Source organism: Nostoc sp., from assembly GCF_036918015.1.
Classification (GTDB): domain Bacteria; phylum Cyanobacteriota; class Cyanobacteriia; order Cyanobacteriales; family Nostocaceae; genus Nostoc.
The window spans coordinates 70407-83396 of record NZ_JBALEO010000091.1; the positions used below are offsets into that span (position 1 = coordinate 70407).

The following is a 12990-nucleotide window of genomic DNA, read 5'->3' on the forward strand; positions in this document are numbered from 1 at the left end:
CTCTGGGGCTTTCACGCTCTTGCTAAGTTTATTGTAAAAACCTCTTGATTTTTATCACCGATTGTGAGAAAGTCTGATTTAATGTCTAAAAAATACGGTAAGCCGATAGATTTACAGGATTATTTAGCTTGACTGGAAACAAGCGGTGGTTTTAGCTGTGCTTTAATCCCGGCAACATCCGATCGGACTGATTACAACTACAAAACTATAACAACCATGCAATGAAGGCATAATATCGGCATTTAGTGCTGGTATGACTGTCGGGAGAATCATATCAAGTTTGGGTAATTACTTCTAATAAAATCTATCAATGTAGGTTGAGTTTAACGGCAGTAAAACCCAAGATGAACAAGGATGAAATGTTGGGTTCCCCTGCGGGAAGCCCCTTCTCTACTAGACACTGTTCCCATTCGGTTCTACGTTCTTCAACCCAACCTACAGATATTATTAAATGTTTAACCGAACCTGATATCACTCCTATGCAAGTTACCTTCCAGTAAAGTAATCCCAGATATCATCACCAAATCTCGTTAGATTACCCTGTTTCTCTAGAGGTGGGCATTTTGTGTGTGGCTCGTTGTTCTAGTTTTCAGATGGTCATGTATTCACTTATGACTAAATTTTTGCATTATTTTTTCTAGTGGAGAACATCTCATGCAATTAGATCCAAATTCTCATCAAGGTTCCGAGCAAGATACTCAGGTTAATAGCGAAATAGATAAACTGAAACAACCCCGTGTAGCTAGCAAACGTTTTTTTGGTAGTCATGTCAGCAGACGCTCATTTCTCGGTCGCGCCGGTTTGTTTAGTGCAGCTAGTGTTGTGGCAGGGGTTTTCAGCTCATCCCTTTCCTTGAAGAAAGGAGGAAATGTTGTCCAGGCCCAAAGACCTCCTGCAACGTTTACTCCTGCAACGTTTAACTATAGCAACTTTCGTAATAGAGCTTTTCAAGTACGTACAAGAGCAGCCAAGGTTAATTCGGAAATTCCTATTCCTCCTCATCCCACCAATGGAGATGAGGCGAAGTATGCTAACAAAATTGCGACGGATACACGAGGATTACCCCATAACAAGCTGGGCGAAGTGGATCTGAAGGCTTATCAATCTTTTATTAATGCGTTGAACTCCGATGATCCCAATGAGTATGAAAAGATCATCCTGGGTGGCAAACGGAAGCTGGTACAACCGCTCGGTCCATTAGCGGTTAGCTTGAGTGGGCTGAATCCGACCCAATTGACAATTCCAGTGCCACCTACCCTCGATAGTGCAGAGCAGGCGGCTGAATTCCTCGAAATTGCTTGGCAACAACTGTTGCAGGATGTACCCTTTAGCGAGTTCCGCAATAATACAACTAACCCGCTGATTCTGGCAGCAGTTCAGGATCTGAATCGGTTGTCAGCATTCAAAGGGCCTAAACAGAACGGACGAGTTACACCCGAACTCCTATTTCGAGGCACCGCGATTTACGTTAATGGCTCTGGTGGAACGACTTACTACACATTACCAGGGGTAGATGTGGGGCCTTATGTCTCCCAGTTTTTACTGCGTCCTGTGCCCGCAGGAACACAGAGTTATGTTCAGCTTAACCGTGTTCCCCTAGCTATTCCCGAAAACAGTTTTCAAACCAACTATAACGAGTGGTGGCTGGTGCAAAATGGTGGCGATTCTGGTCGAACGATTAAGTTTGACTCAACCCCTCGCTACTTTATCAACGGGCGCGACCAGTCAGAGATTGCCCACACGCCACCACCCGTCTATGCAAATGCTGCTCTAATTCTACTCGCCAAGCCAGCCATTGATAACCTCCTAGCTGGTGGCGTTGGCTCACCTTACAATCCCGGTAATCCTTATAACAACTCGAAGACCCAAGCGGGTGGTACTGCGACATTTGGTCCAGGGTATTCACAATCTCTCATCGCTTGGGTTGCTCCACATGCAATCAGAGCGGCTTATTGGCAGAAGTATTATGTTCACCGTCGTCTGCGAGCAGAGGCTTATGGTGGGTTGGTTCACAACAACAAGGTGAATAAAACAAACTATCCGATTCACCCCGATGTTTTTAACTCAGAAGTACTAGACCGCTTCTTCAGCAAAAACAAATCCTATCTGCTACCGCAAGCTTTTCCTGAAGGGGCACCATTCCACTCTTCTTATCCAGGGGGTGCTTCGGTGTCCGCAGGTGCCAGTGTCACGATTTTGAAAGCACTATTTGATGAGAGTTATGTGATTCCGAATCCGGTGGTACCCAATCCCAAAGATCCCACCAAGTTAATTCCCTATCAAGGCCCACTGCTGACCGTGGGCGGCGAATTGAACAAACTGGCGGCAAATATTGGCTTGGGTCGTGATAGCGCTGGGATTCACTGGCGCACAGATGCAGCAGCGTCGTTGGCTCTTGGCGAAGCGATCGCCATCAGCATTCTCAGAGATGAAAAGCTCACGTTCCGCGAAAAATTTGCAGGTTTCACCTTCACCAAGTTTGATGGTACAAAAATCACAATTTAAAGCTTTAACTGTTTAGAAAATATAGAGACACGATATTTCGCGTCTCTATATTTACTTAAATCCTATTTAGTTTCAGAGTTTTACAATGTCTGATCTTCGGAGATTTTACTCTCGGTCGCGATCTATGTTATTGAGCATAGCAGTAGCGATCGCGTTCTTGATATCTACAACACAAGCACTCAATCCCAAAAATATAGTATTAGCAAAAGAAGCATCGCCGGACATAGAACTAGCTAAGAAATTAGGTAAAGAAATTATTGCTGCTTGTCCCGTTGTCTCTGATACTAAAAATTTAGCTGCCTTCAACTCATGCGCTGACAAACTCACTAAGCTAAGAACTCTCCGCGAAACTATGAATGCACCCTTCTTGTGGGGCGCTCAAAGCAAAGTCGGTAATTACAATCTCAAAGATAATCAAACAACTGAATTTGATCCGCTAGTTTGGCGTCGTATATATCTAGCCACTTTTATGTTCAAAGGTGAACCAAAAGTTGAACAGGTAAACAATTTAATTGTGATTCACCTTCCCATTCAGTTCCGCAATCAGCTTGATATTGGTGCTTATCCTTATCCTTTTTGGCACTCATCGAAAAAGTGGAATTCTTACCAGCAAAGTACTGAATTACTTCTGTTTCTAGAACAGAAAAAGCTCAAAGGGGCGCTACGTTCAGCTGTGGTTGACTCACAAAGACCAGTAGTAAATCATGTATGGGATGGTAACTGGGTTTGGAATGATGCTCATAGCAAAAAGCAACCTTATGTAACACTATATACCCGTTTGTTTTCTCCATCGAACCCACACGTTGCTAAAGTTGATGCTGCTTATCGTGCATTTGAGGTTAGTCTACGTCAACACGCTTGTATTGTTTGCCATAGTCCAGATAACGCAGCGAAGCAGAATCCTTTATTATTGCTGAGTTATCCAAATCAAGCGCTCTCCTTACGACACGAAACGGTGCGCCAAATTAAAGAAAAACGAATGCCGCCTCCGACTGGTATCGTTAACGACCAAGAACGACAAAAACTGCTTGAACTCGCCCAAGCATTTGCCCAAGCAGGCGACCAAGCCCTAGCTTATGAAGGAGAAAAAATAACTTCTTCTCAAGTTAATTCAAACAACTGATGATTGAATCTGATGTGGTGCTGTCAGTGCTAGTTCCTGCTGCCGCCACACAGGCAGCCTCAGAAGTCGCTCAAGCAATAGGCAACGTTGGTAAAAGCATTTTCAGTAAACCAAAAGGTTTTTCTCCAAAGAGCGATCGCTACAAGGTCTTGAAAAAATCTACAGTTATCAGTCTTGATGCCTATTGATTGTTTTCTGAATAGTGCTTGACTTATGTTTTCACAAGATGTAATTTATCAATATTAGAAAAACATCGTCAAGTCAATCGGCTTTTAGGATTATACTTAAAATAAATATCTTTATTGTAAATTAACCGTTTATCTAAAATCCAAAATAATATAAGTTTTAAGAAAAGTTAAATCTTTATTAATGAACTACAGGTATTCAATTAGAAATAGCAAAAGTGAGAATATTAGGTACGGAAAAAAATATTGCTTTCTCACACTAATATTCATTCAGGGAATAGCGATCGCACTCTTATTCATCAATACAACCGCATTGGCAGCCACAGTCAATCCCTGTCCCCAGGGTATGGCGATGATTTCAGGAGGAACGTTCAAAATGGGGTCTGATAATTCCAGTTTTGTGGAAGAGCGATCGCCTGGAGATGTAACGGTGACTAACTTCTGTATTGATAAATATGAGGTAACAAATGCACAATTTGGTGAATTTGTCAAAGCCACAGGATATGTAACAGTTGCAGAGCGTCCCTTATCTCAAGAACAGTTTCCCGATTTACCCAATGAGCAGCGATTACCGGGTTCTTTGGTGTTTGAGATGGTAAAACCAGGAGTCAAGGAAGTTTCCTTTTTGAGTTGGTGGCATTGGACTACTGGTGCGAATTGGCAACATCCCTTTGGCCCAGACAGTGCTATCACTAGCAAATCCAACTACCCAGTTGTTCACATAGCTTACGAAGATGCCCTAGCCTACGCCAAATGGTCAGGAAAATCCTTACCCACCGAAGCCCAATGGGAATACGCCGCCCGTGGTGGCTTGGATGGTGCAACATACACTTGGGGCAATCAATATTCTGAACATAGAGCCAACACTTGGCAAGGAATTTTTCCCTTTTTCAACACCAAAGCCGATGGTCACTTGGGTATTGCTCCCGTCGGTTCTTTTGCACCCAATGGTTATGGACTCTATGACATGACCGGCAATGTTTGGGAATGGACTACTGATTTCTTTCAAGTAAGACGCGATCGCAAATCCCATCAAATTAATCCTATTGCCTTAAATCAAAGCTTTGATCCCAATAAGCCTGATGAGTCAGCGTTACACGTCATCAAGGGGGGATCGTATCTCTGCGCTCCCAACTACTGTAGCCGCTTCCGTCCGGCGGCGCGGGAATCAGAATCACCTGATACGGGAACTACTCATATCGGGTTTCGGTTAGTTAAAAATTTACCGAACAGAATTCAGGAGTCAGAATTCAGAATGAATTCTGAATTCTGAACGACTGGCGGATAGCGCAGCGTTAGCGAGTCTGCGTTCGCTTTTAGCGTCTCGTAGAGAGCGTCTGAATAATCGGCGTTTTTGCACCCCCACATTTATCTGTGAAAAAAATCCAAAATCCAAAATCTAAAATCCAAAATTGTATGACTGATCCTCACAAAAGAGATTCTTTGTATGCATCTCTCAAGTTAACTTCTGGTGCGATCGCCTTTTTGACAGCCCTGACGCTAATATTTTCTACTCTGTTACCTCTACCTGCTTGGGCAGACTATGGTGAGAAATTACCATTACCCCAACCATCTTTTAAAGGCAAAATTGGTCTGACTTACAAAGAATCCGAACCAGACTTCCCCAAACCAATAAAGGCTCCAGAAAATGCACCAAACGTTTTGCTGGTATTGCTTGATGATGTCGGTTTTGGACAAACCAGTACCTTTGGCGGTTCGATTGATACGCCTAATTTAGACCGTTTAGCAGCAAGGGGATTGCGTTATAACCAATTCCACACTACAGCACTCTGCTCTCCTACCAGAGCCGCATTGCTTACGGGACGCAATCACCATTCTGTGAATACAGGTGTGGTTGAGGAGTTAGCCACAGGCTATCCAGGTTATACAGCGATTTTACCTAGAAGTGCGGCAACGATCGCTGAAGTATTGCGAAATTATGGATATAATACGGCGGCCTTTGGCAAATGGCACAATACCCCAGACTATGAAACCAGTGCAGCCGGCCCATTCGATCGCTGGCCAACAGGTTTAGGTTTTGAGTACTTCTATGGATTTCTGGGCGGTGATACCAATCAATGGAGTCCAGCTTTGGTGGAAAATACCCAACATATTCAGAAACCAAATCGCCCTGATTATCACCTTACCCCCGATCTAGCAGACCATGCGATTAAGTGGATTCGTACCCAACAAGCGATCGCTCCTGATAAACCCTTCTTTACCTACTTTGCTACTGGCGCAACCCATGCCCCACACCATGCGCCCAAGGAATGGATCGACAAGTATAAGGGTAAATTCGATCGAGGTTGGGATAAATTACGCGAAGACATCTTTGCTCGTCAGTTAGCCTTGGGTGTAATTCCCGCCGATACTAAGCTGACTCCTCGCCCGGCAGAACTCCCGGCTTGGGATTCCCTTACTCCCACAGAGCAGAAAGTTTATGCGCGTCAGGCGGAAGTATTTGCAGGTTTCCTCAGCCATACCGATGCCCAAATTGGTAGAGTCATTGATGCCATAGACCAACTAGGCAAATTAGATAACACCTTAGTCTTTTTCATCGCTGGCGATAATGGTGCGAGTGCTGAAGGCGGCTTAACAGGTAGTATCAATGAACTAAAAGTTTTTAATGGCGTAGCAGAAAATCCTCAAGAAGTTCTCGCGGCCTTAGATGATTTAGGTGGGCCAAAAACCTTCAATCATTTTCATGCAGCTTGGGCTTGGGCAGTGGATAGCCCCTTCCAATGGACAAAACAAATTGCTTCTCACTTCGGCGGAACCCGCAATGGTTTAGTTGTAGCTTGGGGCGATCGCATCAAAAATCGTGGTGGACTGCGAAGCCAATTCCATCATGTAATTGATATTGCCCCTACAATTCTGGAAGCTGTGGGGATTGAAGAACCAGAGGTTGTCAATGGTGTAAAACAACAACCCATCGAAGGTACTAGCCTTGTTTACAGCTTTGATAATCCTGCTGTACCATCCCATCACAAAACCCAGTATTTTGAGATGTTTGGCAATCGGGGCATTTACGATCGAGGTTGGGTAGCAGCTGCCCGTCATGGACGCTTACCTTGGGAGCGTGTCTCCAAAACTACCTTCGATGAAGATAATTGGGAACTATACGATATTACCAAAGACTTCAGTGAAGCCAACGATTTAGCCAAGCAGAACCCTGACAAGTTAGCGCAACTACAAGATTTATTTTTGGAGGAAGCAAAGAAATACAAAGTTCTGCCCTTGGACGATCGCTTACTTCAACGGTTTGATGTCAAAATCCGTTCCAACCTAATCACAGGACGCAATAGCTTTACTTATTACACATCTGTTGCAGGGATTCCCGAAGGTAGCGCTCCCAATATTAAGAATCGCTCCTTTAGCATCACTGCCGATGTGGATGCTGCCAAAGATGGTACTGAAGGCGTTTTAGTTACCCAAGGCGGACGTTTTGCGGGTTGGAGTTTCTTCTTGCAAGAAGGTAAACCCACCTTTGCTTACAACTTATTAAATAGCGATCGCACAATCATTCAATCTTCTCAACCAATTGCGATCGGCAAATCCCAAATCAAATTTGACTTTACTTATGATGGCGGCGCTCCGGGAGCAGGTGGTACTGGTAAGCTCTTGATCAACGATCAACAGGTTGCCGAAGGCCGCATTGATAAAACCGTAGGCTACCGATTTGGTTTAGATGAAACCTTTGATGTTGGTCAAGATACTGGCACACCTGTGGTAGATACTTACCAAACACCCTTTGCATTCACCGGCAACTTACAGCAAGTCACCCTGGAATTGAAGTAATAGGAATTGGGCGTTAGGAGTGCTGAGTGCTGAGTGCTGAGTTAGGAGTTAGGAGTTAGGAATTAAGAGTTAAGAGTTAAGAGTTTTGTTTATCTCCTTGTCCCCTCATCTCCCCGCTCCCCTGCTCCCCTGCTCCCCTGCCCCTCTGCTCCCCTGCTCCCCTGCCCCTCCGCCCTCTGCGTGAAAAAAATCATGAACGAAATCTTGTCACTAATCGATAAACTCGCACTTTTCACATTTATTGTGTTCACCATGCTGGGTGCAGGGTTAAGTCTCACCGTACAACAAATTTGGGAACCACTTCGCAGCCCCCGCTTAGTTATCTCATCGCTGCTGACAAATTTTGTGCTAGTGCCGCTTTTTGTATATTTACTATTGCAAGTAGTACATTTAAGCGAACCACTCAGAGATGGCTTACTGATCATGGCAGTAGCATCAGGGCCTCCAGCACTACCTAAACTTGCCCACATAGTCAAAGGCAATATAGCTTTCTCGGTGGGATTAATGATGTTGCTAATGCTGGGCACAATTTTTTATATGCCGATTGTACTGCCCTTAGTGGTGGAAGGTGTGCAAATTAACTCCTGGGACATTGCCAAACCCTTATTATTAATGATGGTTAGCCCATTGATTATTGGGTTATTTATCAAAGCAAAATTGAGTGCGATCGCCCCCATTATCCAGCCGATTTTGTTCAAATTATCTAATGCTGGATTGCTTTTAGGTCTGGTAGTCAGGCTGATAGTTCACACTGGCGATATCATTGGCTTATTACAAACAGGTGCAATTTTAGTTTGTGCTGTTTTCATAGTCTTCTCCTTTACCGTAGGTTATCTTTTGGGCGGCCCTGGTATTGATACTCAACGAGTGCTAGGAGTAGGAACAGCTCAACGTAATTTTGCCGCCGCATTATTAGTAGCTACAAGTAATTTTGAAGATCCCAGCGTCGTCAGCATCATCATGGTGACGAGTATTTTAATGATGATTGTAGTTCTGATCGCCGGGCCAAAGTTCATAGAACTAGACCAAGGAACGGGTGTAGAGATAGAACAGGTAGAAGTTTGAAACCCTCCCTAAGAACTGTGATTGGCAAATACGCTAAGTCAATAGTTTTATCGTATTATGTATTAGATACACAATTAGATGAAATAAAAAACTATATAGGATTACTATTTGATTTTTGAACAAAATTAGATACTGTAGTGGCGTGTCAAGGCTAAAATGTTGCAAAAAAATTGTAGGTTGGGTGGAGGCTTTGCTCCACCCAACATCCTGATATCTGTTGGGTGGAGCAGAGCGCAACCCAATAAAAGTCTAATGTACAATTTTTTTGCTTGCCAGACCACTACATATACTTAGATTTTTTCAGTAATCAAATCGAATTCTTATATGTGAGGTAGCAGATGATTCAATCACAAGCAAGCTCATTTGATGCAATTAGTCCAACAGCTTTGATGGTAGCTTATACTAGGCAGTTTACTGATATCCCTTATGGCAAGGAATTAGCTCAATTAGTTAATGCCGAAAGCTTCATGGAACAACTGCAACAAAAAAAATTAAGTCAGCCGAGTGAAGTGTCTGTTCTTGTTGAAGCTCGTTACAAAGCTGTTAATCAAGTAATATCTCAACACTTGCAATTTGAAACTACCCAAATTATCGAGTTAGCATCTGGATTATTGCCTCGTGGTATGGCAATGTCTCAAAATCAAAATATCACTTTTGTTGAAAGTGATTTACCTGCAATGATTAGTCAGAAGCAGCAACTCGTAAAACGATTGATTGGAGAACGGCAGAATTTGTATTTTGAAGCAATTGATGCTACTAATCAACCTAGTCAGTTTCCTTTGAACGTAAATTATTTACATCAAAATCAACCTGTAGTTGTTTTATGCGAAGGATTGTTAACATACCTAACCTTAGCAGAAAAGCAAAAAGTGTTTGCTAATGTTCGTGAGATACTGCGAGTTTACGGCGGTGTATGGATTACACCTGACCTAACCACTTTTGATGGCTTGAATCAACTACGGCAAATTAGTCCTGGGTTGCAAAGACTCAATCAAACTGCAAGTAATGTCTCAGGTCGAGCTATTAATAATTATCACTTTGAAAACATCGGCCATGTGAAACAGTTCGCTGATGAACAAGGGTTTGATATTAAAGAATATAGTATGCTCGAAGTGATGAATCAAATTACTTGTTTAAAGCCTTTAGGGATTGAGCCAGAGGTTGTTAAATCAATGTTGGCTATTGGCTCTACTTTTGTTTTAACTAACTGCTTTTGAAGTATTTCGTAACCGTTTGGTCAAATTATGGTTCAAATCATAAGGGAGAAATTGAGGGTATGACAAATATTGCATTGATTGTTGGGGCTGGTAGTGGACTCAGTGCCTCACTAGCCCGTTTATTGGCAAAAGAAGGCTTTACTATTGCTTTAGCGGCGCGACAAATTGATAAGCTCAAAGCATTATCTGATGAAATCGGAGCCGTCAGTTTTACTGCTGATGCTTCTCAACTAGATGAAGTTGAACAACTATTTACAGATGTCGAGCAAAAACTAGGAGTACCAACATTAGTTGTGTATAATCCTAGCTGGCGGGTTCGGGGTTCATTTGTGGAACTTGACCCAGCCGATGTTGCCAAAACACTAGAAATTACTGCCTATGGTGGCTTTTTAGTAGCACAAGCGGCGGCAAAACGTCAGTTAGCTGTGGGTGGAGGAGCGATCTTTTTTACAGGTGCTTCCGCCAGTGTTAAGGGTTATCCTCAGTCTGCACCGTTTGCAATGGGTAAATTTGCTTTACGCGGTTTGGCTCAAAGCATTGCTCGTGAATTGGCTCCTCAGAATATCCATGTGGCGCATTTTGTGATTGATGGAGGAATTCGTTCTGCTACCCGAATAGAACCAGACGATCGACCAGATAGTTTTCTCGATCCAGATGCGATCGCTCAAACTTACCTGAGTATTCTCCGCCAACCTCGCAATGCTTGGACATGGGAAGTTGAATTGCGACCTTGGGTAGAAAAATTTTGATTTTCACTCTGCTCTAGATATACATAGCAAAGTAATCATTGTAGATTTCTGTATTAGTCATGACTGTGAGTTCTATTTGTTTCTGTTCTTCATCTATTGCCGAACTTGTAGCCTGGTCTAAGCTTTCTTGAGGAATAAAATCACCACAGTATTGATTCGCAGGTACTGTTGCATTCATCTTTTGGGGATAACTCAAATTGAGATTATTCATGATGGTAATGAATTGACTACGACTGCGATACTCGTTCCGAGTCGCTCCGCGAACGCTAAATCTAGGATTAAGCCGTTTTTCTTCGCCAATGGTGGAAACAGTACGTCCTTTATAATCATGGGCAGGATATACCCAAGTATCATCTGGCAAGGTGAATAAGCGTTGTGTCACCACATCGTATAAAGTTCCAGGATCGCCTCCCTGAAAATCTGTGCGTCCACAACCACGAATAAACAAGGCATCACCAGTTAACAAATGGGTTTTGTTTACCAAATATGCTATATGACTGGCGCTGTGTCCTGGTGTGAAAATTGTTTCGATGATTACCGATCCTACCTCTAGGATTTCGCCACCGACAAGGGAGCGATCGGCTTTTGTCACAGCAGTATTCTGGGGAACGATTACCTGAGCGCCTGTTTGTTGCCTGAGTTTTCCTGCCCCTGTAATGTGATCGGCATGGAGGTGAGTTTCTAGACAGTAGCGTAGCTTTAATCCCAGTTCATCCAAAGATTCCAAATCGCGGTCAACTTGCTCTAATACAGGATCGACTAGAACAGCATCTCCTGTTTGCTTATCGGCAATTAAATAAGTGTAACTACTAGTTGCAGGGTCAAAAAATTGCCGGAATAGGAAAGTTGACTGCGGTATCTCTGCACTGCGCTCGTTTAACAAAGGCATCGTCGGAATAGTCCGTACACGCACTGGTAGCGACTGCAACAACGCCTTAGATAATTCCTGCGCTTGTCCCCGCAATTCTGGTACAGCGATAGTTTCCCACAAGTCGCCTTTGCGCGGAGTTCCCAAGGTATAAAACAGCGTCGAAACGTTACCGTCTGCTGCATATAAAGCACCGTGGGTATCTGTATCTAATCCTAAACCGATGGCATTGGGGCGAATTAAATGCTGCGATCGCAAATCAGTAATCAGAGGATGAGGCGATCGCCGATAATCTGCTGCTACCCCTGTACAATTCACCACCCGGTGGACGTGCAAGATATGATTAGCTTGGGTTTTGCGCTGGCATACGGTTACAGCTACACCGTCCGGCAAAGCTTGATATTCTCGAATCCGCCCGGCAGAGATGGTAAGTTGACCAGAATCCAGCATTTCAGTGACAACATCTGCTACCCTTGGGGCAATGCGGTGACGATGCACATCCCAATAGGGTGTTAGATGACGCAAAAAACGTTGCTGTTCTTCAGTTGGTAGTTTTTGCCAGATTTTCTGATTTATGGGGCGCAGAGAATCAATTACTGCGCGCCAGTCGTAGCCTTGGGCAGCAGCAATTTCCACCTCGGCACGCAGTTGATGTAACCAAGTGCGTACACTTTTTGGTGAATTTTCTGGCGTTAAGAAGCAGGGATAAGGTTGAGCCGCTTGATGTTTGAGGGGAAATAATCCTCGTCGGGACACAGCATAAATTTTACCGCGATGTTGGCGATCGCTCAGAGATAAAACCATATCCACCATCGTCAGTCCCGTACCAATTAGCAACACAGGCGCATCAGCATCAAGGTCTGCTAGGGCATCGGCTGACCAAGCATTCCGCAGATAATCATCATTACTGTTGGCGTTTTGTATGGTGGGGGGTGCAGAGGGTGAGTTCCCCAATGCCAACACAACTCTGTCTGCGGCAAAACAGCGACCACTACGCAAAGAAATCATTGCGCCTTTTTCTTCAGGCTGTACTCCTACAACTTCATCGGTGAAACGTTCTAGTCGCACATCACTAGGTGCTGTGGCTTCTGCTTCTGCTAAAATCGCTTGAATGTATAAACCATAGACCTTACGAGGTATGAAGGTACTGGCATTGACTTCTTCTGAAAAAAATGCTGTCAACTCATTGCGGTTCTGCTGAAGCCAACGTAACAAATGCCCTGGCTCGTAGGCAAATGCACTCATGTTGCCTGCCGATACATTCAGCAAATGACAGTTGGTATCTGTGCTGTAGGCAATCCCCTTGCCAATTTGATCGCTGCGCTCAATCAGCTTAATGGTGAGGGGTTGGGTGGCATTTTTCAATAGGTGGGTAGCGACTAGAGAACCACTAAAACCTCCGCCAACAATAGCGATCGTGGTTGGAGTATGGGCAGTTAAAAAACTAGGGGTCATGGCGGTTTTAGTTAGAATCAATAGT

Annotated in this window: 9 protein-coding genes; 8 read left to right on the top strand and 1 reads right to left on the bottom strand. The window is 43.8% G+C overall.

From position 1 onward, the window contains the following. Positions 1–654 precede the first annotated feature (654 nt). The 8 genes from V7K61_RS28055 to V7K61_RS28090 all read left to right on the top strand — a co-directional run bounded on the left by V7K61_RS28055 (position 655) and on the right by V7K61_RS28090 (position 10642). Positions 655–2505 (top strand): vanadium-dependent haloperoxidase, encoded by a 1851-nt coding sequence (locus tag V7K61_RS28055; RefSeq protein WP_335058566.1) that lies wholly within the window; start codon positions 655–657, stop codon positions 2503–2505. An 85-nt stretch (positions 2506–2590) separates the two neighbouring features. After that, complete coding sequence (locus tag V7K61_RS28060) at positions 2591–3628, top strand: hypothetical protein (RefSeq protein ID WP_335058568.1); 1038 nt, start codon at positions 2591–2593, stop codon at positions 3626–3628. After that, positions 3628–3816: a hypothetical protein gene (locus tag V7K61_RS28065; protein WP_335058570.1), complete on the top strand. Its 189-nt coding sequence runs from the start codon at positions 3628–3630 to the stop codon at positions 3814–3816. Before V7K61_RS28060 ends, V7K61_RS28065 begins: the two co-directional genes overlap by 1 nt. Before the next feature lie 373 nt (positions 3817–4189). Then, a complete protein-coding gene (locus V7K61_RS28070; protein ID WP_335058572.1) occupies positions 4190–5086 on the top strand; it encodes a formylglycine-generating enzyme family protein in 897 nt (298 codons plus the stop codon). A 143-nt stretch (positions 5087–5229) separates the two neighbouring features. Continuing rightward, complete coding sequence (locus tag V7K61_RS28075) at positions 5230–7611, top strand: sulfatase-like hydrolase/transferase (RefSeq protein ID WP_335058574.1); 2382 nt, start codon at positions 5230–5232, stop codon at positions 7609–7611. A 192-nt stretch (positions 7612–7803) separates the two neighbouring features. Beyond that, positions 7804–8676: a bile acid:sodium symporter family protein gene (locus tag V7K61_RS28080; protein WP_335058576.1), complete on the top strand. Its 873-nt coding sequence runs from the start codon at positions 7804–7806 to the stop codon at positions 8674–8676. 338 nt (positions 8677–9014) lie between these two features. Beyond that, a complete protein-coding gene (locus V7K61_RS28085; RefSeq protein ID WP_335058578.1) occupies positions 9015–9893 on the top strand; it encodes a class I SAM-dependent methyltransferase in 879 nt (292 codons plus the stop codon). 59 nt (positions 9894–9952) lie between these two features. Then, positions 9953–10642 carry an SDR family NAD(P)-dependent oxidoreductase gene (locus tag V7K61_RS28090; protein ID WP_335058580.1) on the top strand — a complete coding sequence of 230 codons (690 nt, stop codon included), beginning with the start codon at positions 9953–9955 and terminating at the stop codon, positions 10640–10642. Positions 10643–10655: 13 nt separating this feature from the next. Here the strand turns inward: V7K61_RS28090 and V7K61_RS28095 are convergent, their stop codons facing one another. Continuing rightward, a complete protein-coding gene (locus V7K61_RS28095) occupies positions 10656–12965 on the bottom strand; it encodes an FAD/NAD(P)-binding protein (RefSeq protein WP_335058582.1) in 2310 nt (769 codons plus the stop codon). Between the last annotated feature and the right edge of the window lie 25 nt (positions 12966–12990).